Below are 16264 nucleotides of genomic sequence, written 5' to 3' on the forward strand. Positions count from 1 at the left end.
AAAACGCCGCGTCCCGAAAGGGGCGCGGCGTTTTCACGTGATGCGGACGAAAGCGGGAAGTTGAACGCGGAACGGTTACGCGAGCGTTTCGGCCACCTCCGGCAGGCGCCAGTCGATCGGCTCGCGACCCGCTTCGACCAGATAGTCGTTCGCGAGCGCGAAGTGGCGGCAACCGAGGAAGCCGCGGTGTGCGGACAGCGGCGACGGATGCGGCGCCTCGAGCACGCAGTGCGCGCTCGCATCGAATAGCGCGCGCTTCGCCTGCGCATGCGCGCCCCACAGCATGAACACGAGGCCGCGATGGCGGCTGGCGAGTTCGCGGATCAGCGTGTCCGTGCATTGTTCCCAGCCGCGCCTCGCGTGGCTCGCGGCCGCGCCGCGCTCGACCGTCAGCACGGTGTTGAGCAGCAGCACGCCCTGGCGCGCCCAGGTATCGAGGCAGCCGTGACGCGGCGTGTCGTGGCCGAAATTCGCGGCGATTTCCTTGAAGATGTTGCGCAGCGACGGCGGCGTGCGCACGGCCGGCGGCACCGAGAACGCCAGGCCATGCGCCTGCGGCGTACCGCGGTCGTCGCCGTGGTACGGGTCCTGGCCGAGGATCACGATCTTCACGTCGTCCGGGCTTGTCAGGCGCAACGCCCGAAACACGTCGGTCGGGTAGACCGTCTTGCCGGCCGCGCGTTCGTCGTCGACGAAGCGGCACAGCGGTGCATACGCATCGCTGTCGATGAAGGGTTTCAGCACGTCGCGCCAGACGGCCGGCAGCGCGTCGAACTGCGCGGCGAGGTGTGGGACGTGCGCGGCGGCAGCGGGCTGCGGCGCGGCGGAGGCCGGGGCGGCTGCCGCGGCCTTCTTTGCGGGCCTGCGCCCAGCCGCGGCCGGCGCGGGCGCCGAGGCGGAAACATCGTCCTGCGCCGTTTCCGGCACGGGATCGTCGAACAGCGACGCCTGTTGCGGCGTGCGGAGAGTCTTGCGGGTTGCCATGCGTGATGCGGGTTTATTGCGCGCGCAGCCGGTAGCCGCGCTGCGCCTTGCTGATGTTTTCGGGGGCGAGGCCCGGCAGCGCTTGCTGCAGTTCGGCGGCGAGTGTCGCGAGCGCAGCTTCCGGGCCGTCGATCAGTTCGAGTTCGATTTCGCTGATCGGTTCGCGGCGCGTATCGTTTTCCGCCTGGACGACGATCTCGCCGATGTCCACTGCGGCCTCGACGGTTGCGCCGCCGATTGCGATACGCCACAGCGTACGCGAAAAATCCGTCCGGAACAGCGCGTGCAGCGCCGGCGCAGCGTCGCGCAGCGCGGTGGCCGCGTTCGGCACGTCGCACGCGGAGACGAGCGCATCGATTTCGAGCGCATCGCCGGCGACGGGCAACTCCCATTCATGGCGGCGATGCAGGCCGGCTTCCGCGCTGCCGACCGTCTTGAACGTCTGCAGCCAGCCGTGCGGCGTGCGGCGCACGCGCACCGCGCTTTTCGAACGGGCCAGCGCGAGATCGGGCGTGTCGTAGTAGACGTTCGCGAGCGCGATGACATCGCCGGCTTCGCCGGTCAGCGTCTCGAAAAAGCGCCGCGCGGCATCGGCCTCGCCGGCCGGCAGCGCAAGCTTGATTTCCTTTTCGATCGCCATCAGAAGAACATCCGCGCGAGTTCCTCGCCCGGCTGCTCGGCGCGCATGAACGCCTCGCCGACGAGGAACGCGTTCACGTTCGCCGCGCGCATCGTGTCGACGTCGGTGCGCGACAGGATGCCCGACTCGGTCACGACCATGCGGTCCGGCGGAATCATGTCGAGCATGTCGAGCGTGGTCTGGATCGACGTCTCGAACGTGCGCAGGTTGCGGTTGTTGATGCCGAGCAGCGGTGTCTTCAGCGTCAGCGCCTGTTCCATCTCGTCGCGGTCGTGAACTTCGACCAGCACCGCAAGGCCGAGCGAGTGCGCATACGCCTCGAGGTCCTGCATCAGCGGCGTGTCGAGCGCGGCCGCGATCAGCAGGATCGCGTCGGCGCCCATCGCGCGCGCTTCGAGAATCTGGTACGCATCGACGATGAAGTCCTTGCGCAGCACCGGCAGCGTGCAGGCCGCGCGCGCTTCCTCGAGATAGCGGACACTGCCCTGGAAGAATTGCTCGTCGGTCAGCACCGACAGGCACGCGGCGCCGTGCTCCGCATACGAGCGTGCGATGTCGGCCGGCACGAAATGCTCGCGCAGCACGCCCTTCGACGGGCTCGCCTTCTTGATTTCGGCGATCACCGCCGCGTTGCCGGCCGCCTGCTTCGCACGCAGCGCGCCGACGAAGTCGCGCAGGTCGCGCGCGGATGCGTCCAGCTTCAGTGCCTCGAGCGGCGTGCTGCGCATGGCCGCCGCGACTTCGTCGCGCTTGACGGCGATGATTCGGTCGAGAATGTCGCTCATGTGGGTTCCTGCTTGATTCGTAAAGGGAGTCAGCGCTTGAACTGCTGCGTGAAACGCACGAGTTCGTCGACCTTCGCGCGCGCCTTGCCGCTCGCGACCGCTTCCCGGGCGAGCTGGATGCCGTCCGCGATCGATTCGGCGATATTGGCCGCATAGAGCGCGGTGCCCGCGTTCAGCGTGACGATCTCGCGTGCGACGCCCGGCTTGTTGTCCAGCGCGCCGAGCAGCATCGTGCGCGATTCTTCGGCATTTTCCACCTTCAGCGTGCGGTTCGACACCATCTGCAGGCCGAAGTCCTCCGGATGGATCTCGTATTCGTGCACCTCGCCGTCGCGCAATTCGCCGACGAGCGTCGCGGCGCCGAGCGACACTTCGTCCATCCCGTCCTTGCCATACACGACCAGCACGTGCTGCGCGCCGAGGCGCTGCATCACGCGCACCTGGATGCCGACGAGGTCGGGATGGAACACGCCCATCAGCTGGTTCGGCGCGCCGGCCGGATTGGTCAGCGGGCCGAGGATGTTGAAGATCGTCCGCACGCCGAGCTCGCGGCGCACGGCCGCGATGTTCTTCATCGCCGGATGATGGTTCGGCGCGAACATGAAGCCCATGCCGGTTTCGGCGATCGACGCGGCAACCTGGTCGGGCTGCAGATCGATGTTCACGCCGAGCGCCTCGAGCACGTCGGCGCTGCCGGACTTGCTCGACACGCCGCGGTTGCCGTGCTTCGCGACCTTCGCGCCGGCCGCGGCCGTGATGAACATCGACGCGGTCGAGATGTTGAACGTGTGCGAGCCGTCACCGCCCGTGCCGACGATGTCGACGAAGTTCGAGTTGTCCTGCACCTCGACGTGGTTCGCGAATTCGCGCATCACGGTCGCGGCGGCGGCGATCTCGCCGATCGTCTCCTTCTTCACGCGCAGCCCGGTGATGATCGCGGCCGCCATCACGGGCGACATGTCGCCGCGCATGATGAGCCGCATCAGGTGCAGCATCTCGTCGTGGAAGATCTCGCGGTGTTCGATCGTGCGTTGCAGCGCTTCCTGCGGGGTAATCGTCATCGTGCGTCTCCCGTCAGGCCGCCGGCGCGGCTGCCCGGGCCGTCGCGCGATTCTGCTTCAGGAAATTCTCGAGCAGCGCGTGGCCGTGCTCGGAGAGGATTGATTCCGGGTGGAACTGCACGCCTTCGATCGGCAGCGTCTTGTGACGCACGCCCATGATCTCGCCGTCGTCGGTCCACGCGGACACCTCGAGGCAGTCGGGCAGCGATTCGCGTTCGATCGCGAGCGAGTGGTAGCGGGTGACGTCGAAATGCTTCGGCAGGTCGGCGAACACGCCGCGGCAGTCGGTTTCGATCCGGCTCACCTTGCCGTGCATGATGGTCTTCGCGCGCACGACGCGGCCGCCGAATGCTTCGCCGATCGCCTGATGGCCGAGGCAGACGCCGAGGATCGGTTTCTTGCCCGCGAATTCGCGCAGCACGTCCAGCGTGATGCCCGCGTGCTGCGGGTTGCTCGGGCCGGGCGACAGGCAGATCGCGTCGGGGTTCAGGCGCGCGATCTCGTCGAGCGTGATTTCGTCGTTGCGGTACGTGCGCACGTCCTCGCCCAGTTCGCCGAAGTACTGGACCAGGTTGTAGGTGAACGAGTCGTAGTTGTCGATCATGAGCAGCATGGTCAGTCTCCGGTCAGAAGTCGCTATCGAGGCCGTCCTGGACCTGTTCGGCCGCACGCAGCACCGCGCGCGCCTTGTTCTCGGTCTCTTGCCATTCGGATTCGGGCACCGAGTCCGCGACGACGCCGGCCGCCGCTTGCACGTACAGGTTGCCGTTGTGGATCAGGCCCGTGCGGATCGCGATCGCGAGATCCATCTCGCCCGAGAACGACAGGTAACCGACGGCGCCACCGTACAACCCGCGCTTGATCGGCTCGAGCTCGTCGATCAGTTCCATCGCGCGCACCTTCGGCGCGCCGGACAGCGTGCCGGCCGGGAACGTCGCGCGCAGCACGTCGTAGTTCGTCATGCCGGGCTTCAGCTTGCCTTCGACCGAGCTGACGATGTGCTGCACGTGCGAGTACTTCTCGATCACCATCTTGTCGGTCACCTGCACCGAGCCGATCTCCGCGATGCGGCCGACGTCGTTGCGCGCGAGGTCGATCAGCATCACGTGCTCGGCGATTTCCTTCGGATCGTTCAGCAGTTCGGTCGCGAGTTCCGCGTCGCGCTCGGGCGTGTTGCCGCGCGGACGCGTGCCGGCCAGCGGACGGATCGTGACGATCTGGTCATCGCCGCGCTTTTCCTGGCGCACGAGGATTTCCGGCGATGCGCCGACCACGTGGAAATCGCCGAAGTTGTAGTAATACATGTACGGCGACGGATTCAGGGAACGCAGCGCGCGATACAGCGACAGCGGATTGTCGCGGTACGGCTTCGTCAGCCGCTGGCCGACCTGGATCTGCATCAGTTCGCCGGCCGCGATGTATTCCTTCGCCTGGCGCACGGCGGCCAGATAGTCTTCCTTCTTGAACTCGCGGAACGTCTCGGTGCGCACGCTCGCCGACGTCACGGGCGGCTGCACGGTCGTGCGCAGGCGCTGCTTCAGTTCGCGCAGGCGTTGCTTTGCCTTCGTATAGGCCTCTGGCTGGGCCGGGTCCGCATAGATGATCAGGTAGAGCTTGCCGGCGAGATTGTCGATCACCGCGACTTCCTCGGTGAGCAGCAGCTGGATGTCGGGCAGGCCGAGATCGTCGCGCGGCGCGGTGTTCGCGAGCTTCTTCTCGATGTAGCGCACCGCGTCGTAGCCGAAATAGCCGGCGAGGCCGCCGCAGAAGCGCGGCAGGCCCGGGCGCTGCGCGACCTTGAAGCGCGCCTGGAACGACTCGATGAATTCGAACGGGTCACCGTTGTGCGTCTCGACGACCTGGCCGTCGCGCACCACTTCGGACACGCCGTTGCGGGTGCGCACCAGCGTGCGTGCGGGCAGGCCGATGAACGAATAGCGGCCGAAGCGTTCGCCGCCGACCACCGACTCGAGCAGGAAGGAGTTGGCGCCCGCGCGTTCAGGCTGGGCCAGCTTCAGGTAGAGGGACAGCGGCGTTTCGAGGTCGGCGAGCGCTTCCGCGATCAGCGGGATGCGGTTGTAGCCTTCGTTCGCCAGCGATTGGAATTCGAGTTCGGTCATGTTCCGGTCCTGTTCGGGACGAGCGGCGGAGTGCGCCAGGGATCACTTGACGCTGCGCGGGCTGCCGTCGGCGAAAGGGCGGTCGATCGAGAAGTGCCTGTTGCCGGCCGGCACTCCGGGCGTGAACGTCGCGAGCCTGCGGCCGATCCTGAACGCAAGCGTTCGGACACGGTAGAACTCGAGGTGGTGCGACGATCGGCGCGCGGATGCGCAGCGAGATAAAAAACGGCGCTGAAGACGTGCCTCAGCGTACCTCATCGAAGAGGTTAGCGCGACCAGCGACGCCAGGGCCAGGCTCCCCGGTCGATGCTGCTCAGACTCCGTTTTTTATTCAGAAACATGCGGATGGAAGAAATAATCAGATGGTTGGCCGGCCGGCGTTGTGCGCGGTAATCGCGCGGGCCGCGACCAGCAACGAAACGACTATACCATCCGAATTTATCGTTTGTATAGCTTTGCCGTGGTTGTAGCCGTACGGCACCGTCAGCGTCGCCATTCCCGCCGCGCGGCCCGCCAGCGCGTCGTTTTCCGAGTCGCCGATCGCGACCGCCGCGTCCGGCGCGACGCCGAGCGCGTCGCAGGCCGTCAGCATCGGCAGCGGATCGGGCTTCTTGCGCGCGACGCTGTCGCCGCCGAGCACGATGCCGAAACGATCGATCAGCCCGTATTGCTCGAGCAGCTCGACCGCGAAGCGGTGCGGCTTGTTCGTCACGCACGCGAGCCGGATGCCGGCGGCGCGCAGCGCGTCGAGGCCGGTTGCGACGTCCGGATAGAGGCGCGTGTGGCGGCCGTTGATCTTCGCGTATTCGGTCTGGTAGATCGCGAGCGCGTCGTCGAAGCGCGCGTGCGCCTCGTCGGGCGCGAAGCGCGGCTTCAGCACGCTGTGGATCAGGTGCTCGGAGCCCTTGCCGACGTAGCCGATCACCTCGTCGCGCGACGTGGCCGGCGCGCCGAGCTGCGCGAGCATCCCGTTCAGCCCGGCCGTGAAATCGTCGGCCGTGTCGACCATCGTGCCGTCGAGGTCGATCAGCGCCGCGTCGATGCGCGGCGTCGCGAAACGGATCGTGCCGTCGGCTGCGGCCGGTGCCTGACGGGCCTGCGAGGAATCGGCCACGGCGTCAGCTCCGCTCGACGGTGGCGAGCGCGGCGCGCATCTCGTCGATTACCTTGCGGTAGTCGGGCTTGCCGAAGATCGCCGAACCCGCGACGAAGGTATCCGCGCCGGCTGCCGCGATTTCCGCGATGTTGTCGGCCTTCACGCCGCCGTCCACCTCGAGCAGGATCTCGCGGCCGGTGCGCTCGGTGTATGCGTCGATGCGCGCGCGTGCTTCGCGCAGCTTGTTCAGCGTTTCCGGAATGAACGACTGGCCGCCGAAACCCGGGTTCACCGACATCAGCAGCACGAAGTCGAGGCGGTCCATCACGTGGTCGAGATAGTTCAGCGGCGTCGCCGGGTTGAACACGAGGCCGGCCTTGCAGCCGTGATCGCGGATCAGCGACAGCGTACGGTCGATGTGGTCCGAACCTTCCGGGTGGAAGCTGATCAGGTTCGCGCCGGCTTTCGCGAAATCGGGCACGATCCGGTCGACCGGGCGCACCATCAGATGCACGTCGATCGGCACCTGCACGTGCGGGCGGATCGCCTCGCAGACGAGCGGGCCGATAGTGAGGTTCGGCACATAATGGTTGTCCATCACGTCGAAGTGAATCCAGTCGGCGCCGGCGGCGACCACGTTGCGGACTTCTTCGCCGAGCCGTGCGAAGTCGGCGGACAGGATGCTGGGAGCGATGCGGAATTGAGTCATGACAGGGGAGCGGGGACGCTGCGGCGCAAAACCGCCATTCTACCGTCCGGCGACCCGGTGCGCGGCGACGGGCCGTGCGGTTGCGGCCCGATTCCGAATAGAATGCCGAACCAGTGCGGCGCGCCCGCGGCCTTGCCGCTCGAGTTGGCGCGGGCGGTTACCTACAGCGGAAACACCATGAGTCAGTATCAGTTCACCGTTTCGGTGAAAACCAGCTACTTGCCGGAACAATCCGACCCCGATCGACGTCAATACGCATTCGCGTACACGCTGACCATCCGCAATACCGGGCAGGTCGCGGCGCAGCTGATCGCGCGTCACTGGATCATCACGGACAGCGAAAACCACGTGCAGGAAGTGAAGGGGCTCGGCGTCGTCGGGCACCAGCCGCTGCTGCAGCCGGGCGAACAGTTCGAATACACGAGCTGGGCCGTGATCGCGACGCCGGTCGGCACGATGCGCGGCGCGTACTTCTGCGTGGCGGAGGACGGCGAGCGGTTCGACGCGCCGGTCGACGAGTTCGCGCTGCACATGCCGCGCACGCTGCATTGAGCGTGCGGGGCCGGTCAGCGCGGCTGGCGGTCGTTGCCGCGGGCGTGCTTCTTCCTGCCCGACGACGTCCACACGACGATGAAGATCAGCAGGGCAAGCGCTACGAAAGCCTCGAGCGCGAAGATGAGCATCGGATATTGGTCGAGAAAATCTGACATGGCGGTTTCCATCAAGAACGAACATTGTATGTGGTTTGGGCCCCGGGCGGCCGGCTGGGTTGTGGCGGCCGCGACGGCAGCGCTGCTTGCCGCATGCGGCGGCGCGCCGACGCGCACGTCGGCGCTCAAGCCGCCGACCGGCGCGGCGATCGTGCCAGGGCAGGTTGCCGCGAAGCGGCTCACGCCGGTCGCGTGGCAGCAGGTGCCGGGGTGGCAGGACGATTCGCTGATCGGCGCGACGGCGGCGCTGCGGCAAAACTGCGTGCGGCTCGCGCGCCAGCCCGCATGGCAGCGCGCCTGCGCGGCCGCCGACCGCCTCGACGAGCTCGACGTCGGCAGCGCACGTGCATTCTTCGAAACGTATTTCACGCCGTTTCAGCTGGCGAATACCGACGGCACGCTCGACGGGCTCGTGACCGGCTATTACGAGCCGCTGCTGCACGGCTCCCGCGTGCGTCGCGGCCCTTACCAGTACGCGCTGTACCGCTGGCCGGCTGGCTATCGCGCCGGTGCCGCGCTGCCCGCTCGCGCCCAGCTCGAGCGGGCCGGCATCCTGAACGGCAACGAACTCGTGTGGGTCGATGATCCGATCGAGGCGTTCTTCCTGCAGGTGCAGGGTTCGGGGCGCGTGCTGCTCGACGACGGTTCGGTGATGCGGGTCGGCTTCGGCGGCACCAATAACCAGCCGTATCGCTCGATCGGCAAGTGGCTGCTCGATCGCGGCGAGCTGACGCCCGCACAGGCGACGATGCAGGGCATCAAGGCTTGGGCGAAGGCAAACCCGACTCGCGTGGATGCGTTGCTCGATACGAATCCCCGATTCGTGTTCTTCCGCGACATGCCGACGAAGGAAGATGCGCCGCACGGCGGCGCGGACGGCCCGATCGGCGCACTCGGCGTGCCGCTCACGGCGGAGCGTTCGATCGCGGTCGATCCGTCGTCGATCCCCCTCGGCACGCCGGTGTTCCTGCAGACCACGCGTCCGTTGACGAATACGCCGATGAACCGGCTCGTGTTCGCACAGGACACGGGTTCCGCGATCAAGGGCGGCGTGCGGGCGGACTATTTCTGGGGGCTGGGCGACGACGCCGGCGACCAGGCCGGACGGATGAAGCAGATCGGCCGGATGTGGCTGCTGTTCCCGAATTCGTGATGCGCGGTGGTGCCGGCGTATACGTGTAGCCCGGCATCAAAGCGAAACAGCCCGATCGGTGTTGGCCGGTCGGGCTGTTTTTTTGCCTCGCGATTGCTGTTGCGCGCGGCGGTCGGGTAGCGGGGGTCTGGGGGTATCAGCCCTTGCGCTTGTCGATCACGCGGCGTGCCTTGCCGACCGAACGCTCGATCCCGTTCACGGGCAGCACATTGATCACGGCCGTCACGCCGATCAGCGACTTGATGTCGTGCGCGAGCGCTTGTCTCGCCGCATGGATTGCCGCCGTGTCGGGGGCAGTTTCGGGGCACGGCTCGACATTGAGCGTCAGCACGTCGAGCGGACCTTCCTTCGTCAGCACGATCTGATAGTGTGGTGCAAGCGCACGCTGTTTCAGCAACTGCTCCTCGATCTGCGTCGGGAAGACGTTGACGCCCCGCACGATCATCATGTCGTCCGAGCGCCCGGTGATCTTTTCCATCCGGCGCATCGTGCGGGCGGTGCCGGGCAGCAGACGCGTGAGGTCGCGCGTCCGGTAGCGGATGATCGGCAGCGCTTCCTTCGTCAGCGACGTGAAGACCAGTTCGCCAAGTTCGCCGTCCGGCAATACCTCGCCGGTGTCGGGGTCGATGATTTCCGGATAGAAGTGATCTTCCCAGATGGTCGGGCCGTCCTTGGTCTCGACGCATTCCGATGCGACGCCGGGACCCATCACTTCGGACAGCCCATAGATGTCGACCGCGTCGATGCCCATCCGATGCTCGATGGCCACGCGCATGTCGTTGGTCCAGGGCTCCGCGCCGAAGATGCCGATGCGCAGCGAGCTTTGTGCGGGGTCGAGGCCCTGGCGCTCGATCTCGTCGGCGATCGACAGCATATAGCTCGGCGTCACCATGATGATGTCGGGCCGGAAATCCTGGATCAACTGCACCTGCTTTTCGGTCTGGCCACCGCCGAACGGAATCACGGTCAGTCCCGCGCGTTCGGCGCCGTAGTGTGCGCCGAGCCCGCCGGTGAACAGCCCGTATCCATAACTGACATGAACCTTGTCGCCACGCCGCGCACCGGCCGCGCGGATCGAGCGCGCGACGAGATTGGCCCAAGTGTCGATGTCGCGCGCCGTATAGCCGACGACGGTCGGCTTGCCGGTCGTGCCCGACGACGCGTGAATGCGCGAGATCTGGTCCTGCGGCACCGCGAACATCCCGAACGGGTAGCTGTCGCGCAGGTCGCTCTTGGTCGTGAACGGGAAGCGCGACAGATCCGTGAGCGTCTTCAGGTCGTCGGGATGCACGCCCGCTTCGTCGAATTTGCGGCGATAGACGGGAGAGTGGTCATACGCATGCCGGAGCGACCACTTCAGGCGTTCAAGCTGCAGTGCGGTAAGCTCGTCGCGCGAGGCGGTCTCGATCGGCTCGAGCGGTAGCGGGGTAGTCATGCCTGTCTCCAGTGATTGTTATGAGCGCGCGGTGGACGTCAACGTTCTTCCGGCAGCACCGTGCCCTTGATCTGGGCCGATTTGCCCCGAAACATCGCGACCGTTTCGCCTGTCTGGTTCGTGACGCGGATGTCATAGATGCCGTGCCGGCCGCTGCGCGTCTGCTCGATCGCTTCGGCCGTCAGCAGGTCGTTACCGTATACGGGACGCAGGTATTCGATCGAGCAGCCGGCCGCAACGGTATTCAGGTTGTACGAGTTGCATGCGAACGCGAACGTCGAATCGGCGAGCGTGAAGATGATGCCGCCGTGACAGGTCTGATGTCCGTTCAGGAATTCCGGCCGTACGCGCATCTGCAGGCGTGCGTAGCCGGCCCGTACTTCGGCGATTTCCATGCCGAACGCGCGGCTGCAGGCGTCTGCGTCGTACATGGCCCGTGCCGTCGCACGGGCGAGCGCATCGGGGGTGAGCGTGTCGTTGGAGGTGGTCATGTCAACGCCCCTCGAAGCGCGGCGCACGCTTCTCGATGAACGCCTTTACGCCTTCCGCGTAGTCGTATGACTGGCCGAGCTTACGCTGCAGGTCGCGTTCGAGGTCGAGCTGCTGATCGAGCGTATTCGTGACGCTGTCGCGCATCGACTGCTTGATCGACGCGATTGCGAGCGTCGGTTGCTGCGCGAGCTGATTGGCGAGCTGACGCGCCAACGCGGCGAGCGCATCGTCGTCGACCGCGCGCCAGATCAAGCCCCATTGTTCGGCCTGTTCGGCGCCGAGCTTGTCGCCGGTCAGGGCCAGCCCCAGCGCGCGTGCCATGCCGACGCGTTGCGGCAGGAACCACGTACCGCCCGAATCGGGCACGAGCCCGATCTTGACGAAGGCCTGGATAAAGCTGCTCGAGCGTGCCGCGAACACGATGTCGCAGGCGAGTGCGAGATTCGCGCCGGCGCCCGCCGCAGTCCCGTTGACGGCGGCGATCACCGGAATCGGCATGCGTTGCAGGCGGCGGATCAGCGGATTGAAATGCTCGTCGATCAGCGTGCCGAGGTCGGTGGACGCGCCCGGCGTGAAGTCGAGATCGGCCAGGTCCTGGCCTGCGCAAAAGCCGCGCCCCGCACCCGTCAGTATCAGCGCACGTGCGCCGGCCGTCTCGACTTCATCGAGCGCAGACTGCAGTTCGCGGTGCATCGCTCGCGTGAAGCTGTTCAGCTTGTCCGGGCGGTTGAGGGTGATCGTGGCCACGCGGGCAGTCTGATCGATATCCAGCTGGATCGCCTGATATGACATGCAGTGTCTCCTTCATGACTTCGTTATAGGCGCGCGGCGCGTCGGTTACATGCGCTCGATGGCGATCGCGATGCCCTGGCCGACGCCGATGCACATCGTACAGAGTGCAAAGCGGCCGCCCGTACGCTCGAGTTGGTGAAGCGCCGTGGTCACGAGCCGAGCGCCCGATGCGCCGAGCGGGTGACCGAGCGCGATCGCACCGCCGTTCGGGTTCACGCGCGGATCGTCGTCGGCGACACCGAGCATGCGCAACACCGCGAGACCTTGCGAGGCGAACGCTTCGTTCAGCTCGATCACGTCGAACTGGTCGATCGTCATCCCGAGCTGGCGCAACAGTTTCTGCGTGGCCGGCGCCGGGCCGATCCCCATCACGCGCGGTTCGACGCCGGCGGTCGCCATACCGACGACGCGTGCGCGGCGGCGCAGCCCATACTGATCGGCGGCTTCCGCGTTGGCGAGCAGCAGTGCGCATGCGCCGTCGTTGACGCCCGACGCGTTGCCGGCCGTCACCGAGCCGTCCGGGCGCACGACGCCCTTCAGCTTCGCGAGCGCCTCGAGCGACGTTTCTCGCGGATGCTCGTCACGCGATACGACGAGCGCGTCGCCTTTCTTCTGCGGAATCGTCACCGGGACGATTTCCTCGGCGAGCGTGCCGTCCTGCTGCGCACGCGCGGCCTTCTGCTGGCTGCGCAGCGCGAACAGGTCCTGATCGGCACGGCTGATGCCGTAGTCGACCGCGACGTTCTCGGCGGTCTCCGGCATCGAATCGACGCCGTATTGCTGTTTCATCAGCGGATTGATGAAGCGCCAGCCGATCGTCGTGTCGAAAATGGCGGTCTGGCGTGCGAATGCGCTGGTGGCCTTGCCCATCACGAACGGCGCGCGCGTCATGCTTTCGACGCCGCCCGCGATCATCAAGCGTGCCTCGCCCGCCTTGATCGCGCGCGCGGCGGTGCCGACGGCGTCCATGCCCGAACCGCACAGCCGGTTCAGCGTCGTACCCGGCACGGCGGTCGGCAGGCCCGCGAGCAGTGCGGACATGCGCGCGACGTTGCGGTTGTCTTCGCCGGCCTGGTTTGCGCAGCCGTAGATCACGTCGTCGATGGCCGACCAGTCGACATTGCGGTTGCGTTCGATCAGCGCCGTGAGCGGCACCGCACCGAGATCGTCGGCACGAACGTCTTTCAGGGAGCCGCCGTAGCGGCCGATGGGGGTGCGAATCGCGTCGCAGATGTAGGCGTCGGTCATGGGGGTGTCGATGTGCAACGAACCTGCCGGTTGGCAGATTCGTTCATGGTAGAGAACGTGACGGCGTTTGCACGTCGGCCATTCGAGTTATGCCGTTTGGCCGGCTTCCGCAGGTACAGCCTTCGGCGCAACATGGACGCGGCTTTGCACCACGCGGAACCGGTTGGCGACGAACGCCGGATCGGCGAGCGCCGCGTTGGCGGCCGGGTTCGCGCCGGTGCCGTGGAAGTCGGAGAATGCAGCCGACTGGTTGACGAATACGCCGCCCGTCAGGTTGATCGACAGCGCGACGCCGCCACGCACCGCTGCATCGTGCGCAGCGTCGAGGACCTTGTCGTCGGTGCTGTAGACGGAGAGCGTCAGCGCACCATGTTCCGCGGCGATTTTGCCGGCGAGATCGAGAGATTGCGCGGTCGAGTCGGTCGCGATCACGAACGAGATCGGGCCGAACCACTCCTGCGTGAATTTCGCTTGGTCGGCCACGTCGAGTTGCAGCACGAGCGGCGTGCGCACGCGAGCGTCGGCGAATGTCGGATGCTGGAGCGTCTGGCTGTCAGCGAGCACACGACCGAGCTTGCGGGCGTCGTCGATACGCGCGACCACGCCGTCGTTCTGGATCGCGCCGATCAGTTCGACCGAGCGAGCCGGGTCTCCGGTCAGTTTCTGCACGGAGACGGCGATCGCCTGGGCGACTTCGTCGAAGCTTGCATGGCCGTCTGCCGTCCGGATGCCGTCGCGCGGCACGTAAATGTTCTGCGGTGCCGTGCACATCTGGCCGGAGTACAGCGCTAACGAGAACGCGATGTTCTTGGCCGCGGCCTTCAGGTCGTCGGTCGAGTCGATCACGATCTGGTTGACACCGGCCTTCTCGGTATACACCTGTGCTTGATGGGCATGGTGTTCGAGCCACGTGCCGTTTTGCGTGCTGCCCGTGAAGTCGATCAGCTTGATTTCAGGACGCAGCGCGAGGTCCTGCACGAGGGCGCCGTCGTTCGGCTCGGTCGCGAGGAGCGTGACGACGTTCGGATCGAAGCCGGCTTCGCGCAGCACGTCGCGGGCGATGCGGACCGTGATCGCGAGCGGCAGGGTCGCGCCCGGATGAGGTTTGACGATTACCGTGTTGCCGGTCGCCAGGTCGGCGAACAGGCCGGGGTAGCCGTTCCAGGTCGGGAATGTGCAGCAGCCGAGCACGAGGCCGGTGCCGCGCGGGACAATCGTATAGCGCTTGTGCATCGCGAGCGGCGGGTTCTTGCCTTGCGGCTTCTCCCAGTGTGCATCGGCCGGGATGCGGCGCAACTCGTCCCAGGCGTAGGCGACCGCTTCGAGCGCACGATCCTGCGCGTGCGGGCCCCCGGCCTGGAATGCCATCATGAACGCTTGGCCCGTCGTGTGCATCACGCTGTAGGCAATTTCGAAGCTCGCGCGATTCAGCCGTGCGAGGATTTCCAGACTGACGCCGATCCAGGCGCTCGGGCCGGCTTCGCGCCATGCGCGCTGGGCCGCGGCGGCGGCGGCAATCAGTTCGTCGGGTGTCGATTTCGGATAGCGGATGCCCAGCGCGATCCCGTACGGCGACTGCTCCGCGCCGACGGTTCCGCCGGACGCCGGCTGGTCGAGCACGAACGTGTTGCCGAGGTGTGCCTTGAACGCCGCTTCGCCGTCGGCGTTGGCGCTTTCCCCGTACACTTTGGGACTAGGCATTTCCGCGAACGGGCTCCAGTACCCGCGGCTCTCGATGGCGGCGAGGGCGTGTTTCAGCGTGTCTTCGTGCTTCGTGAACAGTGCATGGGTCATGGCGGCAGCCTGATGGACATAGGGAAGGGTTGGATCGATTAATTAACCGACCGGTTGGTCGGAGAATGGTAGCATCAAACTATTCGCATGTGCGAGGCGTTTCTCATTTCATTGATCGAGGAGAAATAGATGTCTTACGAGAACATCCTGGTGGAGACCCGGGGGCGAGTCGGGCTGATCACACTGAACCGTCCGAAGGCGCTGAATGCGCTGAACGATGCGTTGATGGATGAGTTGGGCGCTGCGCTAAAGGCATTCGACGCAGACGACGCGATCGGTGCGATCGTCGTGACGGGGAGCGAGAAGGCGTTCGCGGCCGGGGCCGACATCGGCATGATGGCGACCTATTCCTATATGGATGTTTATCGCGGCGACTACATCACCCGTAACTGGGAGACCGTCCGCGAGATCCGCAAGCCGATCATTGCTGCCGTGGCGGGCTTTGCGCTTGGCGGTGGTTGCGAGCTCGCGATGATGTGCGACATCATCTTCGCAGCGGATACGGCCAAGTTCGGCCAGCCCGAAATCAAGCTGGGCGTGATGCCGGGCGCAGGCGGCACGCAGCGTCTGCCGCGCGCCGTGTCCAAGGCGAAGGCAATGGACATGTGCCTGACGGCGCGCTTCATGGACGCGGCCGAGGCGGAACGGGCGGGGCTCGTGTCGCGCGTGCTGCCGGCCGACAAACTGCTCGATGAAGCGCTTGCCGCTGCGACGACGATTGCCGAGTTCTCACTGCCGGCGGTCATGATGGTCAAGGAGTCGGTGAATCGCGCGTACGAGACGACACTGGCCGAGGGTGTCCATTTCGAGCGTCGACTGTTTCATTCGCTGTTCGCGACCGAAGATCAGAAGGAAGGGATGGCGGCATTCGTCGAGAAGCGGAAGCCGGTATTCAAGAACCGCTGATTTGGCGGTGGCTGGGTGGCGCCTGGCGAGCGGCGGGTGTCGGTAAGATCGCCCGGGGCAGTGAGCCCGAAGCCCCCGTGCGCGTTAGCGCACGGGGGTTTTTTCAAAATATTTTCACAAAAGGGGTTGCGCAGACCGGGGCGGGTGCATAGAATCACGCCTCTTTCGCGCTAACGGAAACGCGGCGCGGAGGAAGAAGGGAAGCGGTGCGATGGAGGGTGGGTTGTCGAGCCCCGGCGCACATGAAGTTGAACCCAGTCGCCGCAACGAAGCAGTTCAAAAAGTTGTTGACTGACTGAAAAAGACGGTTCATAATCTCGCTTCTCTGCTGCTGAAAAC

18 protein-coding genes are annotated in these 16264 nt (G+C 66.0%); 3 read left to right on the top strand and 15 right to left on the bottom strand.

Translation table 11 applies throughout. The annotated features are described in order from the left end of the window. Positions 1 to 75: 75 nt before the first annotated feature. The 8 genes from BTE28158_RS13450 to rpe form a co-directional block, all read right to left on the bottom strand. Complete coding sequence (locus BTE28158_RS13450; protein ID WP_174913543.1) at positions 76 to 984, bottom strand: uracil-DNA glycosylase; 909 nt, start codon at positions 982 to 984, stop codon at positions 76 to 78. 13 nt (positions 985 to 997) lie between these two features. Further along, complete coding sequence (locus tag BTE28158_RS13455) at positions 998 to 1624, bottom strand: CYTH domain-containing protein (protein ID WP_124629067.1); 627 nt, start codon at positions 1622 to 1624, stop codon at positions 998 to 1000. Beyond that, a complete protein-coding gene (trpC, locus tag BTE28158_RS13460) occupies positions 1624 to 2409 on the bottom strand; it encodes an indole-3-glycerol phosphate synthase TrpC (protein ID WP_151052110.1) in 786 nt (261 codons plus the stop codon). The genes BTE28158_RS13455 and trpC overlap by 1 nt, the downstream gene beginning before the upstream one ends. A gap of 29 nt (positions 2410 to 2438) precedes the next feature. Next, positions 2439 to 3470 (bottom strand): anthranilate phosphoribosyltransferase, encoded by a 1032-nt coding sequence (trpD, locus tag BTE28158_RS13465; RefSeq protein WP_151052108.1) that lies wholly within the window; start codon positions 3468 to 3470, stop codon positions 2439 to 2441. Between the two features lie 13 nt (positions 3471 to 3483). Further along, complete coding sequence (locus BTE28158_RS13470) at positions 3484 to 4083, bottom strand: aminodeoxychorismate/anthranilate synthase component II (protein WP_059608057.1); 600 nt, start codon at positions 4081 to 4083, stop codon at positions 3484 to 3486. A gap of 13 nt (positions 4084 to 4096) precedes the next feature. Then, positions 4097 to 5590: an anthranilate synthase component I gene (gene trpE / locus BTE28158_RS13475; RefSeq protein ID WP_124629065.1), complete on the bottom strand. Its 1494-nt coding sequence runs from the start codon at positions 5588 to 5590 to the stop codon at positions 4097 to 4099. Positions 5591 to 5948: 358 nt separating this feature from the next. Further along, entirely contained in the window at positions 5949 to 6704 is a 756-nt protein-coding gene (locus BTE28158_RS13480; RefSeq protein ID WP_151052106.1) for a phosphoglycolate phosphatase, read from the bottom strand. A 4-nt stretch (positions 6705 to 6708) separates the two neighbouring features. Continuing rightward, entirely contained in the window at positions 6709 to 7395 is a 687-nt protein-coding gene (gene rpe / locus BTE28158_RS13485) for a ribulose-phosphate 3-epimerase (protein ID WP_006482066.1), read from the bottom strand. 177 nt (positions 7396 to 7572) lie between these two features. Here rpe and apaG point away from each other — a divergent pair, with 177 nt between their 5' ends. Continuing rightward, complete coding sequence (apaG, locus tag BTE28158_RS13490; RefSeq protein ID WP_057924835.1) at positions 7573 to 7947, top strand: Co2+/Mg2+ efflux facilitator ApaG/CorD; 375 nt, start codon at positions 7573 to 7575, stop codon at positions 7945 to 7947. A gap of 14 nt (positions 7948 to 7961) precedes the next feature. Here the strand turns inward: apaG and BTE28158_RS32485 are convergent, their stop codons facing one another. Beyond that, complete coding sequence (locus BTE28158_RS32485; protein WP_006758475.1) at positions 7962 to 8105, bottom strand: hypothetical protein; 144 nt, start codon at positions 8103 to 8105, stop codon at positions 7962 to 7964. A gap of 28 nt (positions 8106 to 8133) precedes the next feature. Here BTE28158_RS32485 and mltA point away from each other — a divergent pair, with 28 nt between their 5' ends. Next, positions 8134 to 9258: a murein transglycosylase A gene (gene mltA / locus BTE28158_RS13495; protein WP_226118160.1), complete on the top strand. Its 1125-nt coding sequence runs from the start codon at positions 8134 to 8136 to the stop codon at positions 9256 to 9258. 136 nt (positions 9259 to 9394) lie between these two features. Here the strand turns inward: mltA and paaK are convergent, their stop codons facing one another. The 5 genes from paaK to paaN form a co-directional block, all read right to left on the bottom strand. Continuing rightward, a complete protein-coding gene (paaK, locus tag BTE28158_RS13500; protein WP_151052067.1) occupies positions 9395 to 10693 on the bottom strand; it encodes a phenylacetate--CoA ligase PaaK in 1299 nt (432 codons plus the stop codon). A gap of 38 nt (positions 10694 to 10731) precedes the next feature. After that, positions 10732 to 11184, bottom strand: a complete 453-nt coding sequence (gene paaI, locus BTE28158_RS13505) for a hydroxyphenylacetyl-CoA thioesterase PaaI (protein ID WP_059608061.1) — start codon at positions 11182 to 11184, stop codon at positions 10732 to 10734. 1 nt (position 11185) lies between these two features. After that, positions 11186 to 11977, bottom strand: a complete 792-nt coding sequence (gene paaG, locus BTE28158_RS13510; RefSeq protein ID WP_124629057.1) for a 2-(1,2-epoxy-1,2-dihydrophenyl)acetyl-CoA isomerase PaaG — start codon at positions 11975 to 11977, stop codon at positions 11186 to 11188. A 45-nt stretch (positions 11978 to 12022) separates the two neighbouring features. Beyond that, positions 12023 to 13225, bottom strand: coding sequence for a 3-oxoadipyl-CoA thiolase (gene pcaF / locus BTE28158_RS13515; RefSeq protein WP_151052065.1), 1203 nt, complete (start codon positions 13223 to 13225; stop codon positions 12023 to 12025). Between the two features lie 87 nt (positions 13226 to 13312). Beyond that, on the bottom strand, positions 13313 to 15019 hold the full coding sequence (gene paaN / locus BTE28158_RS13520; RefSeq protein ID WP_151052063.1) for a phenylacetic acid degradation protein PaaN: 1707 nt from the start codon (positions 15017 to 15019) through the stop codon (positions 13313 to 13315). 129 nt (positions 15020 to 15148) lie between these two features. Here paaN and BTE28158_RS13525 point away from each other — a divergent pair, with 129 nt between their 5' ends. After that, positions 15149 to 15925 carry an enoyl-CoA hydratase gene (locus BTE28158_RS13525; protein WP_151052061.1) on the top strand — a complete coding sequence of 259 codons (777 nt, stop codon included), beginning with the start codon at positions 15149 to 15151 and terminating at the stop codon, positions 15923 to 15925. Between the two features lie 154 nt (positions 15926 to 16079). Here BTE28158_RS13525 and BTE28158_RS13530 read toward each other — a convergent pair. Beyond that, positions 16080 to 16264, bottom strand: a 185-nt coding sequence (locus BTE28158_RS13530) for a hypothetical protein (RefSeq protein WP_217481643.1), incomplete at its 5' end; no start/stop codon positions are given.

The organism is Burkholderia diffusa (genome assembly GCF_902499115.1).
Classification (GTDB): Bacteria; Pseudomonadota; Gammaproteobacteria; order Burkholderiales; family Burkholderiaceae; genus Burkholderia; species Burkholderia diffusa.